Origin of the sequence: Leclercia sp. 119287 (assembly GCF_009734485.1) — a bacterium.
Classification (GTDB): Bacteria; Pseudomonadota; Gammaproteobacteria; order Enterobacterales; family Enterobacteriaceae; genus Enterobacter; species Enterobacter adecarboxylatus_C.
The window spans coordinates 956,153-971,200 of record NZ_CP046445.1 but is presented as its reverse complement, the minus strand read 5'-3'; the positions used below and the strand labels follow the sequence as shown (position 1 = coordinate 971,200).

At 52.7% G+C, this 15,048-nt stretch carries 27 protein-coding genes and 1 tRNA gene; 24 read left to right on the top strand and 4 right to left on the bottom strand.

Translation table 11 applies throughout. The features are described 5' to 3' along the window. Positions 1-43: 43 nt before the first annotated feature. The gene (locus GNG27_RS04675; protein WP_156262982.1) at positions 44-583 is read right to left on the bottom strand and encodes a toxin YdaT domain-containing protein; all 540 of its coding nucleotides are present in this window, start codon (positions 581-583) and stop codon (positions 44-46) included. Between the two features lie 105 nt (positions 584-688). Continuing rightward, the gene (locus GNG27_RS04670; RefSeq protein ID WP_156262981.1) at positions 689-904 is read right to left on the bottom strand and encodes a helix-turn-helix domain-containing protein; all 216 of its coding nucleotides are present in this window, start codon (positions 902-904) and stop codon (positions 689-691) included. A 110-nt stretch (positions 905-1,014) separates the two neighbouring features. Here GNG27_RS04670 and GNG27_RS04665 point away from each other — a divergent pair, with 110 nt between their 5' ends. From GNG27_RS04665 to GNG27_RS04655, 3 genes are all read left to right on the top strand, one after another. Further along, positions 1,015-1,710, top strand: coding sequence for a helix-turn-helix transcriptional regulator (locus GNG27_RS04665; RefSeq protein ID WP_156265048.1), 696 nt, complete (start codon positions 1,015-1,017; stop codon positions 1,708-1,710). Between the two features lie 106 nt (positions 1,711-1,816). Beyond that, entirely contained in the window at positions 1,817-2,359 is a 543-nt protein-coding gene (locus GNG27_RS04660) for a hypothetical protein (RefSeq protein WP_136779982.1), read from the top strand. A 44-nt stretch (positions 2,360-2,403) separates the two neighbouring features. Then, the gene (locus GNG27_RS04655) at positions 2,404-3,123 is read left to right on the top strand and encodes a DUF1828 domain-containing protein (RefSeq protein WP_231600427.1); all 720 of its coding nucleotides are present in this window, start codon (positions 2,404-2,406) and stop codon (positions 3,121-3,123) included. 131 nt (positions 3,124-3,254) lie between these two features. On the opposite strand, the gene GNG27_RS04650 is transcribed toward GNG27_RS04655, so the two are convergent. Then, positions 3,255-3,452 carry a hypothetical protein gene (locus GNG27_RS04650; protein ID WP_156262979.1) on the bottom strand — a complete coding sequence of 66 codons (198 nt, stop codon included), beginning with the start codon at positions 3,450-3,452 and terminating at the stop codon, positions 3,255-3,257. A gap of 870 nt (positions 3,453-4,322) precedes the next feature. On the opposite strand from GNG27_RS04650, the gene GNG27_RS04645 reads away from it, so the two are divergent. The 20 genes from GNG27_RS04645 to GNG27_RS04555 all read left to right on the top strand — a co-directional run bounded on the left by GNG27_RS04645 (position 4,323) and on the right by GNG27_RS04555 (position 11,977). After that, positions 4,323-4,535, top strand: a complete 213-nt coding sequence (locus tag GNG27_RS04645) for a hypothetical protein (RefSeq protein WP_156262978.1) — start codon at positions 4,323-4,325, stop codon at positions 4,533-4,535. A gap of 37 nt (positions 4,536-4,572) precedes the next feature. Next, positions 4,573-4,767, top strand: a complete 195-nt coding sequence (locus tag GNG27_RS04640) for a hypothetical protein (RefSeq protein ID WP_156262977.1) — start codon at positions 4,573-4,575, stop codon at positions 4,765-4,767. A 156-nt stretch (positions 4,768-4,923) separates the two neighbouring features. Continuing rightward, positions 4,924-5,172 (top strand): hypothetical protein, encoded by a 249-nt coding sequence (locus GNG27_RS04635; RefSeq protein WP_156262976.1) that lies wholly within the window; start codon positions 4,924-4,926, stop codon positions 5,170-5,172. Continuing rightward, positions 5,169-5,327, top strand: coding sequence for a hypothetical protein (locus GNG27_RS23440; protein WP_197090559.1), 159 nt, complete (start codon positions 5,169-5,171; stop codon positions 5,325-5,327). Before GNG27_RS04635 ends, GNG27_RS23440 begins: the two co-directional genes overlap by 4 nt. Next, a complete protein-coding gene (locus GNG27_RS04630) occupies positions 5,324-5,482 on the top strand; it encodes a host cell division inhibitory peptide Kil (RefSeq protein WP_114387872.1) in 159 nt (52 codons plus the stop codon). The genes GNG27_RS23440 and GNG27_RS04630 overlap by 4 nt, the downstream gene beginning before the upstream one ends. Continuing rightward, entirely contained in the window at positions 5,469-5,651 is a 183-nt protein-coding gene (locus GNG27_RS23855) for a DUF551 domain-containing protein (RefSeq protein ID WP_156262975.1), read from the top strand. The genes GNG27_RS04630 and GNG27_RS23855 overlap by 14 nt, the downstream gene beginning before the upstream one ends. Positions 5,652-5,722: 71 nt before the next feature. Further along, a complete protein-coding gene (gene gamL / locus GNG27_RS04620) occupies positions 5,723-6,007 on the top strand; it encodes a host nuclease inhibitor GamL (RefSeq protein ID WP_156262974.1) in 285 nt (94 codons plus the stop codon). Between the two features lie 13 nt (positions 6,008-6,020). Beyond that, entirely contained in the window at positions 6,021-6,842 is an 822-nt protein-coding gene (locus GNG27_RS04615; protein ID WP_156262973.1) for a PD-(D/E)XK nuclease-like domain-containing protein, read from the top strand. Then, positions 6,839-7,444 (top strand): hypothetical protein, encoded by a 606-nt coding sequence (locus GNG27_RS04610; protein WP_231600426.1) that lies wholly within the window; start codon positions 6,839-6,841, stop codon positions 7,442-7,444. The genes GNG27_RS04615 and GNG27_RS04610 overlap by 4 nt, the downstream gene beginning before the upstream one ends. A 270-nt stretch (positions 7,445-7,714) precedes the next feature. Next, positions 7,715-7,894: a hypothetical protein gene (locus GNG27_RS04605; RefSeq protein ID WP_156262972.1), complete on the top strand. Its 180-nt coding sequence runs from the start codon at positions 7,715-7,717 to the stop codon at positions 7,892-7,894. Continuing rightward, a complete protein-coding gene (locus GNG27_RS04600; protein ID WP_156262971.1) occupies positions 7,891-8,442 on the top strand; it encodes a phage N-6-adenine-methyltransferase in 552 nt (183 codons plus the stop codon). The genes GNG27_RS04605 and GNG27_RS04600 overlap by 4 nt, the downstream gene beginning before the upstream one ends. Then, positions 8,439-8,798 carry a DUF2591 family protein gene (locus GNG27_RS04595; protein ID WP_156262970.1) on the top strand — a complete coding sequence of 120 codons (360 nt, stop codon included), beginning with the start codon at positions 8,439-8,441 and terminating at the stop codon, positions 8,796-8,798. The genes GNG27_RS04600 and GNG27_RS04595 overlap by 4 nt, the downstream gene beginning before the upstream one ends. Positions 8,799-9,077: 279 nt before the next feature. Continuing rightward, complete coding sequence (locus tag GNG27_RS04590; protein ID WP_156262969.1) at positions 9,078-9,299, top strand: TraR/DksA family transcriptional regulator; 222 nt, start codon at positions 9,078-9,080, stop codon at positions 9,297-9,299. Positions 9,300-9,307: 8 nt separating this feature from the next. After that, positions 9,308-9,517: a hypothetical protein gene (locus GNG27_RS04585; protein WP_156265044.1), complete on the top strand. Its 210-nt coding sequence runs from the start codon at positions 9,308-9,310 to the stop codon at positions 9,515-9,517. Continuing rightward, entirely contained in the window at positions 9,517-9,843 is a 327-nt protein-coding gene (locus GNG27_RS04580) for a phage protein NinX family protein (protein ID WP_156262968.1), read from the top strand. The genes GNG27_RS04585 and GNG27_RS04580 overlap by 1 nt, the downstream gene beginning before the upstream one ends. Then, on the top strand, positions 9,821-10,060 hold the full coding sequence (locus GNG27_RS04575; protein ID WP_156262967.1) for a DUF4222 domain-containing protein: 240 nt from the start codon (positions 9,821-9,823) through the stop codon (positions 10,058-10,060). Before GNG27_RS04580 ends, GNG27_RS04575 begins: the two co-directional genes overlap by 23 nt. A gap of 8 nt (positions 10,061-10,068) precedes the next feature. Continuing rightward, on the top strand, positions 10,069-10,302 hold the full coding sequence (locus GNG27_RS04570) for a hypothetical protein (protein ID WP_231600425.1): 234 nt from the start codon (positions 10,069-10,071) through the stop codon (positions 10,300-10,302). 110 nt (positions 10,303-10,412) lie between these two features. Continuing rightward, complete coding sequence (locus GNG27_RS04565; protein WP_156238534.1) at positions 10,413-10,577, top strand: hypothetical protein; 165 nt, start codon at positions 10,413-10,415, stop codon at positions 10,575-10,577. Positions 10,578-10,586: 9 nt separating this feature from the next. Beyond that, positions 10,587-10,937, top strand: coding sequence for a helix-turn-helix domain-containing protein (locus GNG27_RS04560; RefSeq protein WP_231600424.1), 351 nt, complete (start codon positions 10,587-10,589; stop codon positions 10,935-10,937). Then, entirely contained in the window at positions 10,859-11,977 is a 1,119-nt protein-coding gene (locus tag GNG27_RS04555; RefSeq protein ID WP_231600451.1) for a site-specific integrase, read from the top strand. Before GNG27_RS04560 ends, GNG27_RS04555 begins: the two co-directional genes overlap by 79 nt. A 14-nt stretch (positions 11,978-11,991) precedes the next feature. Here the strand turns inward: GNG27_RS04555 and GNG27_RS04550 are convergent. Next, positions 11,992-12,067, bottom strand: a tRNA-Thr gene (locus tag GNG27_RS04550). 317 nt (positions 12,068-12,384) lie between these two features. Here GNG27_RS04550 and GNG27_RS04545 point away from each other — a divergent pair. After that, positions 12,385-15,018, top strand: a complete 2,634-nt coding sequence (locus GNG27_RS04545) for an EAL domain-containing protein (protein ID WP_304599204.1) — start codon at positions 12,385-12,387, stop codon at positions 15,016-15,018. Positions 15,019-15,048 lie beyond the last annotated feature (30 nt).

The following is a 15,048-nucleotide window of genomic DNA, read 5'->3' as shown; positions in this document are numbered from 1 at the left end:
TTTGAAGTTACCGCTTCAAGGGCTTTCGCTTTTTCTGGGCCTCTCATACAACCCCCATCATCATCTGCACCATCTCCATCAGCGGCCCGGTTAAGCCAGGGTCAACGCGGTACATCTCCACGATCGACTCGCTTAACTCTTTCAGCTTCTGGTGACGCGGTGCGTTCATGGCTATGGCAATCTTCGCCTCGCTGGTTTCCTTCTCCAGTCGTGCCAGGCGAGCCATCAGGCTGTCTTCCGGCATCAGCTTCTCGCGATACTCCAGCGGCAGAACGGCCATGATTGCCGGTGTCAGCTGGCGTACGTTCTCGCGGTACTGCTCTGAGTCGAAGCGATTGTCGAGGAAACGGAACAGCTTCTGGCGCTGACGGCTTAAATCAGCCGGGAAGGTGATATCCACCCCGCCCTGCTCCCGGTACTCATTGACGATCAGCATCGTCACTACATCCTGACCTTGTACTGCTGCCCATGAGCGGATTGCGTTGCGGATCGCGTCGTGGTTATCTTCCTGTTTTTGCTGAGCGCGATTTATCATCACGCCCGGAGAAAATCCGATACTCTGTTGATAAGTAAGTGATTGCATGTTCAGTCTCTTTAATTGAATTAGTTAGTGCGCATCGTTGGATGCGTTAATGTTTTTGCCATCCCGAAACAGGCTGGCGAGCACATTGTTAAAGAGCGGTGGTTCTTAACTTGCCTTCAGGATTTGAGCCAGGTCCGGTCGAATCTCTGTAGCTTTTACTTTGCCGTTAGTGGCGTTAACGATTTGCATGACATAGCGCGCGTCGATGCCACCACCATGCAACCAGCGCCACACGGTTGGTTGAGCGACACCGCAGAGGTCTGCCAGCTTCTTCTGGCTACCAGCGATGTTCACCGCTCGCTGAATAACTTTGTTCATCATATCCAATTCCTTTGAGTATTGGTCGAGATTGATAATAGCAATGCGTATTGATTTTATCAATAGCGAAACGTGTTTTGACCATCAATACGCAAGCGTATAAATTAAAAATCATGAAAAACGAAACTCTTGCAGAACGCCTGAATCAGGCAATGGAACTATCGGGGATGTCTCAGGGGGCGCTTGCTAAGGCGTCTGGCGTTGCTCAGCCAACGATCTGGAGACTGACCAGTGGCAATGCGCGTGGTTCAACAAAAATTGTCGAGATCGCTAATGCGCTTGGTGTTCGCACGGAGTGGCTTTCTACTGGACTAGGCCCAATGCGAAGCGACGGTCAACAACCATTGTCTATCGCGCCTACAAGTTCTCTTCCAGGCGTTTTCCGCGTCGATGTTCTCGACATGACTGTTAGTGCGGGGCCAGGCTCTTTCATGATTTCGGAATTTGTAGAAGTTCTGCACGCTATAGAGTTCACTACTGAGCACGCGCGCTCTCTTTTTGGGAATCGCACTCAGCATGACGTGAAGGTGATGACTGTAGACGGTGACAGCATGTGCCCGACCATTCAGTCTGGTGATCGGCTCTTCTTCGACGTTTCAGTGAGAAACTTCAAGGTTGACGGTGTGTATGCTTTTGTCTTCGGGCAGCACTTCCATGTTAAGCGCCTGCAAATGCAGGGTCTGCAGCTGGCTGTACTTTCCGATAACCCGGCGTACAAAGACTGGTATGTGACAGAAGAAAATCAAGATCAGCTGTACATCATGGGCAAGGCGCTGATCCACGAATCCATTGCTTACAACAAGCTTTAACGATCGGCAGCCCGGCAAGGTGTTTTGTTCGGCGCATAGTTGGTGAGTTGAGATTGAACTGCCATAAGCACTCACATGACAATAATATTCAGGATGATATCAATCAGTGGCTAAAAAAGGTGATTTTAAGCCTACCCAGAAAGAGGTTGATCAGGCCATTTCTCGCCCCAAACAGGTAACGTTCAACGGTGTTACTTGGAATGGAAGTGAGGGCCGAACCCCGATCTGGTTCAAATTAGATCTCAAAGCTTTTGATGAAAATGGCAACCCAATAACAGGCATAAGATTTATGCTGCATTGGCGCGCACCAATCGTTGAAGGTGTTGATATTGTGAAACTTTCGTTTGTCATGTTTTTTCACGATAAGCGAATTTATGCTCTCGATCCGTACCCGGCTGACAATAAACCTCACCGCAATCGATCTATCATTAATCATCCTGACTTTGTTGAGGTTGCTCGCGGCCCGCACTATCACATGTACTTCGAAGCGGCCGGAGAGGAGATAGCACTCAGACTAGATACCGACATCAGTCCGGATGACTTTTTGGGCTACTGGAATTATTTTTGCCTGGCGCTTAATATCACTTATGAAGGCCATCCGCCTTTACCAAATCAAGATAAATCAGGTCAGCTATCATGGGAAATGTAACGTGTTCAACTGTAATATCTAAGCTCGGGTTTGAATGTCACCCTATGAGCGACACGTTGCTGCGCGTTGTTAGCCCATTTACTTACTATGACGACAGCGAACAAATCAGCGTCTTTGTTCAAGAAATGAGTGGGCAGTACAGGATCACCGACTACTGCGACACGCTGATGAACATTGAGGCTCGAGGCATCCACCTGACAAAAAAGAAAATTGACTTGATAAGGTCATCTCTTGCATCGCAGGGGATCACTTTGAATGATGCTGGCGAAATATCCGCTTGGGCTGACGAGCTTTCCGTCGGGCAAGTTACAGCTAGCGTCATAAGAGGCGGGCTTCTGGCGTCAGCTCAAACCGCTGATTGGTATGCGGAAGTTAAAGATGATAAGTTTGAAAAATGCGTCATTAGCTATCTAAAATCCGTGGGTATTGGCACAAGGTTGGCTCTTAAAGAGAAGGTGCGGGGAATTAGCGGGCATAACATTACCGTCCCATTAACCTTAAGAAATGAGTCTCCACTTGTAGCACCAAAGCGAGGGTTTACAGTCAGCTTATCCAGCAGTAAAGGCTGGAATACCGCGCACTCCACCGTGGGTAAGATAGTCGACTTGAGCCAGGCAGTCCCAGCCATAAGCAACAGATTTGTAATTGTTGATAGTGATGGGTTAACGCCGGAGTTACAGCAGTTATCGTTGCTTTTCAATGACACGGCTTTAGTGCTTCCTTTCCACAGTAGAGACACCTGGATAGAATCACTCGTCGCCTAACAACCCGGCCACAGCGCCGGGTTTTTTATTGCCCACCCATAAAGCTATCCGCCATTCTGCCGATAACTATCCAGCCTGAAGCTGATAATAATAACTATCGCAACACTACCTGCCCGCCCGTGCGGGCTTTTTTATTGCCCCTTCCTCACCAACTCCGCCGCATCCCTGTTTGCCCCTTTCCCTATCACATTGCCGGTTTCATGACGGGTACGCTCCAGCCTCTCCACCAGGTTATCCCTGCTGATCGGGGTGCCGCTAATAATCAAATCCACCACCGCCAGCCCTAAGGCGTTGAGAATCAGGCCAGCATTATCTTCGTTGATGTTCATACGGCACCTCTTCTGATCTTTTTCTCAGCATAGCATGCACATTTTACAAAAATAAATTCATTTAGTTATCATGACTTTAATATTATTTGCTATTACTTAATATCAATACGTATTGCTATTAATAATACTCATAGCTATTATAAGTCCATCGAAACGAAACATCGATGCGGCACAGGAAGTTGAGCCGCGCCGGACAGGAAGTCTGGCTGCTTATTTAAAAACATGATTCCTCCCTGTTGCGGGGAGGCCGAAGAAAGTGCTTCGGGGTGTGGCTGGATGAGCCATACGAGATGCAAGCTAAACCACCTGAGTAGCGCTGTGAGTGCGCTTAGCCAAGACGGATGCAAGCAAGACTCGCCAAGCTGCTTTGAGCGCAGAAAAGCAGTAGCCCAGCACACCCCCAAGCACTTACTGAGGACACTGATATGAACTCAAGACAGCGTTACAAGGCTAAACGCGCAGCTGAGCACCGCGAGCGTAAAGAGTATTGCCAGAAGATAGAGCGTGCATTTTCACGCTTGTCAGAGGGTTGCAGTAATCGCGTACTACGGGCCACTTCGCTCGGCAGTCTGCGCGAATCAAACACAGGCGGTGCCAGCTGCCTGCCAGAGGTTGCTCTCTATGCAGCTGGTTATCGCAATTCCAAGCAAGTCACCGCTCGCTGAGGTGGCCCATGAAGAACAGCATCAAGTGCCCGGTATGCGGTCGTGACTTCGATCCACGCACACCGGTCTGCCACATCAGCAAGTATCACCAGTCAGCGAAGAACTGCGAGCTGGAGAAGATACGCGATGCCCGGCGCAAGCATTACGCACATAACGAATCGAGCGGGTCGAGTGGCCTGCGGTGAATAAACAAAGGGGTGGGGGTATGGAATTTAAGAAAGGTGACGTTGTGACATGGAAGAGTCAGGCAGCTGGCAGCTGGAAAACCAAGACGGGAACCGTAATCAGCGTTCTCTCAGCGAAAGGGAAGCCAGATCGCTATGTGGTTGAGGTGCCGCCTCCATCTGGCTCTAAGGCAAAACCAAAGAAATACTTCCCGCGTACATCAGCGCTTAAGAAAGTTGAACAGGACGCATAACGCGGCCTTTTAGCGGGTAACTACAGAGGGTAAGGGTATGGATGAGTATTTCGTTCATGGCGCGATTGAGCGCGATGGTGAAGTTGAGCGCGTGAGTGATGAAGAAGCGAAGTTCTGGACGGTTTACAAGCACATTGGCGAGCTGAGCTATGCAGTGTTCGACTGCTGCACAAGGCCTGATGCAGAGGCGGCGTCGAACCTCCTCAACAAGTTGAAAGCAGCATCTGAATAACCCGCTCCGGCGGGTTTTTTATTACCTCATACCCCAGCAACTTCACAGAGGTTGCTCAGTTATGAGACGGCGGCCATCCACCGCCAACGGAAATAAAACGCTATATGCGCAGGGTTTTTTAACGTTCAGCGGCGCGGCTTAAGCGCGGAGATGATTATGAGCAATCCAATTACTGTAGGTTTTTCAGGGCTGACTAAGCGTATTTTTGCGGGTCGGTCAAAGCCAAGCAAATTGGCGCCCGGAGTTCGTCAGTTCACTGGCGAGAAGTTTGATGTGACTGACGAGGCGCTCTTCGCAGTGGCCCACCTTCTCGCGGTTCGAGACGATGTTCTGGTGTTTCCGGCAGCTGATGGAAAAGAGATTCACCTCCGCGCCGACATCAAAGAAAAGCGGGAGGCCTCATGACCGTCACCCACAACGGCAAGCAGTACACCGCATCGAAGTTAAACGATAACGAGTGGCGCCTGAGTTCAGTCGATAAGCCGCGTGAATCCATAACCCTGAACCGTCAGCAGATGGCTTTTGCCGGGTTGCTTGAGCAGGTGGAGAAACAATCATGACCATCAATCATTACCTGTTACAGGTGGCCCAGGGTGAGCTGGCAATAGCTCAGGTTCTTGGCGACGGGAAGCTCTGGCAGCGAGCCATGGAAAAGATGCGCGTAGCTATGGGCATACCGAGATATAAGCGTGGAGGCTGCAATGGAATGGATTAAGTGCAGTGAAAGGATGCCTGAAGTGATGGTGACAGTAATCACGTCCAACGGCTTCGATATCGGGCAGGGTTGGTGGGATGGCGATGACTGGAAATCATTCGACTGCCACGATGTCGTGCCAGGTAAGGTAACGCACTGGATGCCCCTACCACCTCCGCCAACCGAGTAACCCCCACCCCATTTCACATCTGGCAGCCAATCGGTGCCGGGTGACGCACGAACAGAATTCAGGAGTAACCCATGGCCGCATATCGCGCATACGACCACATAGAGGATCGTCGCTGGGTCGAGCAGCAGTTAACCGACGAGAAAGAGAAGTGGATCGAAGACCGGGCGCAGGAAATCATCGACATGATGCCAAAAGAGCCGTCCGGACTCTTCCACTTCTCCGTGCCGATCGACTCCAGCCCATACGAGGGACTTCGCAGCGATAAAGCTGCCGAGGCATATAACGACTTCGTTTCGGCATTGGCCTACGCCCAGGCGGAGCATGACTGGGAGCACCGCACCGGCTGCCCATTCTGACAGGAATAAAACCATGAAAGCAGGTGTTTATCGCGGCATGTCCAACGCGGACTATCATGCCGACCCAGCTATTGGCTCAACATCGGTTAAGGCAGTCAGCGACAGCCCGGCCAATCTCTATTTCAACCCATTCAAGGGCAGCAAGTCTGCCCACCTCGGCAGCGCCATTCACGCAGCCCTGCTCGAACCTGAATTGTTCAGGAAAGACTACACGCTGATGGCTCATGTGACCTCAAGGGCGTCAAAGGAATACAAGTTGGAAGCGTCATGCACTAACCCGGAATACATACTGGTTGGCAGTGAAGTTGAAACCGTAACCCGGATGCTCGAATCGTCGCGGATGAATGACGACTTTATGGACTACATGGCGTCACCAGGAGCGTCTGAGATTTCGATGTTCGCCACCTGCCAAGAAACAGGCCTTGATCTGAAATGCCGCTTTGACCGGCTGGCAGACAATGCGCCATACCCGCTGGATGTTAAGAGCTGCCGCGACGCCACTGAGCGCGGATTCAGCAACGCATTCGGCCAGTATCGCTATCACATTCAGGCGGCCTTCTATCTCTACGTTCTCAAGCTGGCGACCGGCATCGAACGCAATCAGTTTGCATTCTTCGCCATCGAGAACACTGCCCCTTATCGCAACTGCATGTACTACATCGGCGAGGAGTCGTTAGAGCTCGGTCGCCAGCAGATGTTCTCCGCGCTATGGAAAATCAAAGAATGCATGGAGGATGAAACCATTAAATACGAGGGGATCGTCCTGCCATCCAACGAAATTAACGTGCCAGCCTATCTGCTGGATGAAAAATATTCAGATGAGGTGTTTTTATGATGGATGTCTCACAAACAATAATTCCAAAGTCAGATCAGCTTAATTTTGAGGATGTTCAGTCCAGAAGCATTACGGCTGTTGTTTTGGCTGTTCGCAGAGGTAATAACGAGCAGCCGGTACATATTCATTTGGAAGGATATGACGGCAAACCGTACAAGCCATCTAAAACAATGCGCAAGATTCTGGTTGAGGGATGGGGCTGTGACGGGCATTCATGGGTTGGTCGATCCCTGACTCTTTATGGCGACCCAAGCGTTAAGTTTGGCGGCGTTGCGGTTGGCGGAATCAAGATAAAGGCAATGAGCCACATTGACGCGGCATTTTCGTTAATGCTGGCCACTGCAAAAGGTCGGCGCTCAGAGTTCCACATAGAGAAGCTGGAAGTCCAAACAAAAGCAGCATCACAACAGCCAAAAATCACCGATCCGCAGGCAATTCTAACCTGGTTCAGTGACAACGCAATCAAGGCTGACCTTGCATCGCTCGAGGCGGCTTACAGCCGGGCGAAGGCGGCATTAGCAGCGCACCCTGAGCATGAGAAAAAGCTCAACGAGGTATACGGCATCCGCAAAAAGGAGCTTGAAGGGAATGTACAAGCGTAAGGACGTATACGAGCTGCGACCTAACCAAATGAGCCACGGAAGGCCATGGGATGTATCAGACATCGCATCTGTCAGGGAAATGGCCGGCTCCATCCATTCAAAGCATATCGCCAGAAAAATCAACCGCTCATACGAGTCACTCCGCCAAATGTGCAAGCGAGAAAGCATCAGCTTGCGGCTTGTCCGTGGCGATGCATGAGCTATGAGAGCGAATTTAACCGACCGTGACCGTGACTATATCGGTCGCTTCGGTCATGTGAGGAACGACTGATGAAACAGTGGTCACGAGAAGAATTGGCGCTCCTGTGGCGCTACAACAATAACCAGGTCGCACAGATGACCGGGCGCAGCATGGAGGAGGTGGGTGATCGCCGCCTGCAGGCCAATATCGAGCGCAACGGGTGGGATAAGCATGACCCAGAGGCGGTAACTAAGTGGGAGGCGGCATGACCGATTACACCGGAAGTAATACGCCAGCAGATCAGCGTGATTTATGGCGTACGCCACCGGCATTGTTCGCCGCGCTCGATGCTGAGTTCTGCTTTCAGTTGGACGCAGCAGCAGCTCCTCACAACACGCTGTGTCGCAAGTTCATCACAGTCGAGCAGAACACGCTGGAAACGCCATGGGCCGATTACCTCACCATTCCAGGATACGCGTGGTTGAATCCACCTTATAGCGACATCACGCCATTCGTGAAGAAAGCCGCAGCGGAGAGTAAGAACCAGATCGGCACCGTCATGCTGGTTCCGGCTGATACGTCCGTCGGGTGGTTCCGTGAGGCTGTCGAGACGGCCAGCGAGGTGCGATTCATAACTGCCGGGCGGCTGGCATTCATCAACCCGGTCACAGGCAAACCGGTCAGCGGTAACAGCAAAGGCTCCATCCTGATTATTTGGCGGCCCTATCCAAGAACTCATTGTGAGTTTACGACAGTGGAGCGCGATGTGCTGATGGAGTTTGGCACCAAGTTACTGGTTAAGCGGGAGGCTGCGTGAAGATTAAAACGGAAGAACTGCGAGGCGATTTATTGGATTTGGCTGTGGCTTTAGCTGTGGGTGAAATAAGGCCGAGGATTAATCTTGGCGGTGGGTGCGTAGTCTCAAATGGACATTCGCTACACAGATTTTATCCATCATCGGAATGGCAGCATGGAGGACCGTTGATTGAAGCTCATTCGCCAGTAATCACCATTTGCCAGGCAAAGATACGTACAGAAATATCAACCTTTGAGGATGACGTATCGAAAACTGGAATAGGTTATGGCCTTACCTATCTGGAATCATTCTGCCGGGCGCTGGTATCCCTGAAGCTTGGTGACGAAGTAAATATTCCCGACGAACTAACGGCCTGACTCTCATGACAGCACAAATCACCGGGTCGCTAATGCGGCCTTTTTTATTGCTGGCGTTTGCCGTCAGCCGCATCAATGACCAGTTCCGGGAGTGACCATGAAGAAATCAATGTTAGCAATAGCGGTATCCATGCTTGCTCTGTCGGCGCCAGTTAAGCCGTGGGGGCCCGCTGAAGTATCTCCTCAATTTTTTGCCAGCAATACTCATCCGACTGGCAGCAGGAAAACTGGAGTTGCATCAGCTCGTCGGGCAGCCAAGAAACGCAGGAGAGCACGCTAATGGCAGATTTTGCAGACGACGCATCAGCCGTCGAAGAGTTGCAGCGTAATGCTGCGTTGAGCGCTCACAGGATTAACCGTGATGCGGTATCGGCAACGCACTGTGCTGAGTGCGATGAAGCGATCAGTGATGCTCGCCGGAAAGCGTATCCGGGATGCACGATGTGCGTGGAATGCCAGGGTGAGATGGAGTTACGGAATAAGCAGAGGGGGATTCAGTGAAAAAGTTAATGACCAATCGCGAGCTGGTTGACGCCGCAATAGAACTGGCTGGGGAGTTTTACGCCATGCAGGGCTATTCGCATCGCGCTGGGTTCGAGTACTGGGAATCACCTCACCCACATGAGCGGCTGTGTTTTGAAATGGCTTGCCGGGCGTTTGAGATGATTCGCGGATCCGATGTAATGGATGCCGTGGCTGACCTGGAGGATGAAGAGTGATGGATTACAGCAAGATGAGTGACTTTGAGATTAACTGCGAAGTGTCAAAATTAACGAGAGACAATGCAAATAACCCTGATTCTGGTTATTTGGTCATCAATGACTACTGCAACAACCCGGCGGACGCATGGCCGATTATTCAAAACAATGGCATTTCACTCGTCAAGTATGAGCATGGCATGTGGCTTGCGTCCTCAGATGCGTACTGGGTTGACGGTGTTGAATGGCAGATTGACGGAGAAGCACATCCACACCCACTCCGAGCCGCAATGATTACCTTCCTCAAAATGCAGGGGTCATCCAATGTTCAGGATAATCCAGCCTAATACGTGGTATGCCGATTTGTTCGGCTCTCCATGCAAAATCCTCCGCGCCACTCATGAAGTCGTCCACTACACCCGGAAGGGTCGCCGCGGCATCGCCAGCATGATGCGCTTTCAAAACGAGTTCGAACCTCTGACCAAAGCAGAGGCCGCGCTTATCGAAGAAGAAATTGAAACAGCAGAACATATCAAACGGCTGCGCGCTATGCGTGCGGCATGAGGAGATATATGAGCACTATTCAGGATATTCGTAGTCAGCTGTCAACTCTGGTTACAGAGGCGCACAAGGTAGCGTGTTCCCTCGGCATTGGTGATGAGCGAACAGAGGCATTCGAGCTGTACGAAGCTCTTCGTCGACTTCAAAGGCAGGGTTCAGCAGGTGAAATGCTGTCAGCAACAAATCCCCTGCTGGCCTCGCCGTATTACGACGAAGACTGGGATGATGATGTCGACGAAGATTGACGCAACTGATAGCCGGTTCCATCGAGTCGGCTATTGGGTGCGAATGCACTGCCACGTTATCCCCCTTTCAGCCCTCCATTGCGAGGGCTTCTTTTTTCCTGGAGAAACCTATGACGCGTGAAGAGGCTATCAACAAATTAAAGATTCTGCAGAGCTTGGGTGATAAAGAAATCGCGCATTGCAACGCAGATGATGTGATATGCGACCTGCTTAAGGCGCTGGGATATGAAGATGTCGTAAAGGAATACGATGAAATCGACAAGTGGTATGCATAGGAGGTCGCGGTGGAGTCACTCAGCTTAACACTCAATCAGGCCTGCGCATTTCTACAGATATCCAGACCGACAGCTGCGAACTGGATCCGCACCGGCAGACTGCAGGCAACCCGCAAAGACCCATCTAAACCAAAATCCCCTTACCTCACAACCCGACAGGCCTGCATTGCGGCGCTCAAGTCACCGCTGCATACTGTCCAGGTGAGCGCGGGCGATGGCATACGAGAGGAATTAATATGTCACTCTTCCGCAGAGGTGAAACCTGGTACGCCAGCTTCACATTGCCGGACGGCAAAAGATTTAAGCAGTCTCTTGGGACAAAGGACAAAAGGCAGGCCACGGAACTCCATGACAAGTTAAAGGCCGAAGCCTGGCGGGTAAGCAAGCTGGGTGAAGTGCCTGACATGACATTTGAGGATGCTTGTGTCAGGTGGCTTGAGGAGAAGGCGCACAAGAAGTCGCTGGATGATGACAAGAGCCGGATCGGATTCTGGCTCCAGCATTTCGCCGGCATGCAGCTGAAGGACATCACTGAATCGCGGATCTATGCCGCCATACAGAAGATGATCAACCGGAGGCATGAGGAAAACTGGAAACTGATGAACGCGGCGCAGACGAAGAAAGGCAAGGAAACTCCTGACTACGTTCCGCGCCCGGCATCGGTGGCGACAAAGGCCACACACCTTTCATTTATCAAGGCGCTTCTTCGGGCAGCAGAACGTGAATGGAAGATGCTGGATAAGGCGCCGATCGTCAAGGTTCCCCAGCCGAAGAATAAACGCATCCGGTGGCTGGAGCCTCACGAGGCCAAAAGGCTGATTGATGAATGCCCGGAACCGTTGAAGTCTGTTGTCGAGTTTGCGCTGGCTACAGGACTTCGTCGGTCGAACATCATCAATCTGGAGTGGCAGCAGATTGACATGCAGCGCCGGGTGGCGTGGATACACCCGGAGCAGAGCAAATCGAATCAGGCCATTGGCGTGGCACTGAATGATACTGCATGTCGCGTGCTGAAAAGACAAATAGGAAGTCACCACAAATGGGTTTTCGTATATAAGGAGAGCTGCACTAAGCCGGACGGAACGAAAGCGCCAGCCGTGAGGAAGATGCGGTATGACGCCAACACCGCCTGGCGGGCAGCATTAAAGCGAGCAGGCATTGAGGATTTCAGATTTCACGATCTGAGACACACCTGGGCAAGCTGGTTAGTTCAGGCCGGAGTCCCGATATCTGTGCTGCAGGAAATGGGCGGGTGGGAGTCTATCGAAATGGTACGCCGATATGCACACCTGGCACCAAATCACCTGACCGAACATGCCAAACAAATCGACTCGATTTTTGGCGATTGCGTCCCAAATCTGTCCCACATGGAAAGCAAGGAGGGTACGAATAACACGTAACTAATTGAATTTTCTGGTGCCGATAATAGGAGTCGAACCTACGACCTTCGCATTACGAATGCGCTGCTCTACCAACTGAGCTATATCGGCTTTCAGGAGAGAGACTACGGTGTAAAAGGGTAAGAAAAAGCGCCCACCCCGTCAACCCCTCACCTTTTAGTCGTTGTTTTTTACACCAACACGCGCAAAAACCATACATAATAAAGGGATTACACCCCGTCTTTCGCTCTTCCATAACGCATACTCGTCACATTTTGCGGCAATTTGCTCGCGCCAGTTACGCCATCTCCCCTCTTCCTTCCAGGATCGGCTATCTTCAAATTTATCTTTTTGAAATCAAGCCCCGCCAGAACAGGTCGATATTAATTAGATCGGAACACAGAAATGCCTGAGAGAGTGGGTAAATAATGCATAAATTTTTTGTCACCGATGACATATCCGGCCCGGACCTCGAGCCGAAAAGGACAGCGACCTTAATCAAACGCGCCCTTGTGCTGATGTTTTCCCTGCTGTCAGTGCTGTTTATCATCGCCATCATCGCGCTGCTGACGATCGTGCGAAACATCAATCAGGACAGCGACAAGCACAGCGCCATGCTGCTGGAAAAGGCGATCCATAACCGGGTTGATACGCTCACCACCCATATCAAAGACTACGCCTGGTGGGGCGAAGCCTACCAGCATCTTCATCCGAGGGTGGATACCGACTGGGCCTATACCCGTCAGAACATGGGGGCCACGCTGTGGCGCGATTTTGAGTATGAAGGGCTGTTCGTGCTGGACGGTAACGGGCAGACCCGTTACAGCGTGGTTGACGGCAAGCTGGTGAAAGACTCTCTGCAATCCTGGCTAGGAGACGACCCCTTACCCGAGCTGATTCAGAAAATAAACAAGCCGGACGCTATCCCACTGTCCAGTACGGTGGTAATGAGGAACGGCCATCCGGCGCTGGTGGCCGCAGCGCGCATCACAACGGGTGACGACTCAAGTATCCAGGTTGCTCCCGGCCCGGCCTCGGTGCTGGTGTTTGTTGATGTGCTGGATGACCGTAAGCTCGTCGCGCTGGGGGAAGAGTACGGCATCGCCCAGACCCGCGTGCAGCACAAGGGTGCCCCGAAGCTGGCAGGGCGACGCGGGGTGGCAACGCTTCCCATTGATGGCCAGCAAATCACTTTTGAGTGGAAAAGCGAGAACCCGGGACGGGAGCTGCTGCTCTATATCCTGCCGCTGCTGGTCCTGCTGGCGCTCTTTACCGCGATCCCCGGCCTGATGCTGGGGCGCAACGCGCTGAAAAAGGCGCGGATGTATGATGAAAACACCTACCTGCTGGCGCAGAACCGTCTTGCACTTACCGCCAGCGAACGCCGTTTTCGTGACGTCGCCGAGGCCACCACGGACTGGATCTGGGAGACCGATCCAGAGCTGCGTTTTACCTGGCTTTCCGAGCGTTTTCCCGGCATTACCGGGCACAGCATATCGGCCTGGATCGGTCGCTCGCTCAGCGATTTTATGGCCGCAGACAATCAGTCGCTGGCGGAGTGGATCACCCAGCCAGGCCAGACGGGCCATCGCCGCCTGCTGCACTGCCGCTATCTCTCCGCGATGGGCCACCAGCGCTACTGCCATATTGCGATCAAACCGGTTATCACCCCGGAGGGAATCACCGGCTACCGCGGCACCGCCACGGATGTCACCCTGGAGGTCGAAGCCCAGGCCCGCGTGGAGTATCTCTCCCGTCATGACGAACTCACCGGGCTGCCCAACCGGGTGCGGATGCGCGAGTTTCTGGAGGGCAAGCTACAGGCGCAGCCCACCCAGGCGCATCCGCTGGCGATGCTCAGCCTCGATCTCGATAAGTTTAAGCCGGTCAACGATCTGTTCGGTCACGGCGCCGGGGATACCGTGCTGCATGAGGTCTCAGCCAGGCTCCGGCACTGTATCCGCGATTACGATCTGGTGGCGCGCCAGGGCGGCGACGAGTTTATTCTGGTGATCTCCGACATTCATGACCGGCGGTACATTGATACCCTGTGCGAACGCATTATTGCCGAACTGACGCGCCCCTTCCTGATCAACGGGAATGAGATCGTGATCGGGGCCAGCATCGGGATCGCCATGGCGCCGCATGATGCCGTCGATGCGGGCGAGCTCCTGCGTTTCTCGGACATCGCGCTGTACAAAGCCAAAAGCACCGGGCGCAACAGGTGGGTGTTCTATATGCCTGAAATGGCCGAGCAGATGGTACAGCGCCGGGAGATGGAAGAGAGCCTGCGCGACGGGATCAAAAAAGAGCAGTTCCGTCTGGTCTACCAGCCGCGCTACGGGCATGACTCGTCGCGGATCATCGCCGTGGAGGCGCTCATCCGCTGGGATCACCCCGAGCTTGGCCTGATCATGCCGGATCAGTTTATTTCGCTTGCCGAAGAGACCGGGCTGATTATTCCGCTCAGCGACTGGGTGCTGAAAACCGCCTGTCGGGACGCGCAGCAGACGCTGCACGGCCTCTCTGTCTCGGTGAATATCTCTGCCGTCGAGTTCCAGTCCTGGCAGGTGGTGGACCGCATCAGGGATGCGCTGCAGGCGTCGCAGTTAGATCCGGCCCGGCTGGAGATCGAAATTACCGAAAATGCCACCCTGTGGAACCCTGAAAACAGCCTCGAAATTATGCTGGCGCTGAAGAAACTGGGCGTGAAGCTGCTGATGGACGATTTCGGCACCGGCTACTCCTCCCTGAGCTATCTGCGCAATTTCCCGTTCGATGGCATCAAGCTGGATAAATCCTTTATCGACGGCATGCCGGAAAGCGACAGCGCCAATACCATCGTCGAGAATATTATCGGCCTGGGCAAAGCGTTCTCGCTGACTATTACGGCTGAAGGGGTGGAAACCGAAGGGCAGCTGCAGAAGCTGATGATGATGAAGTGCGATGAAACCCAGGGTTATTTAATCAGCAGGCCGCTCAGCCTGGCGGCATTGCAGGAACAAATCGCCGCCCTGGACTCGGCGGCGCAGGAACGGATAGAGCAGAATTCACAAGGATAGCGCGGGCAGCAGAGGCCGCCCGCGTAGGGG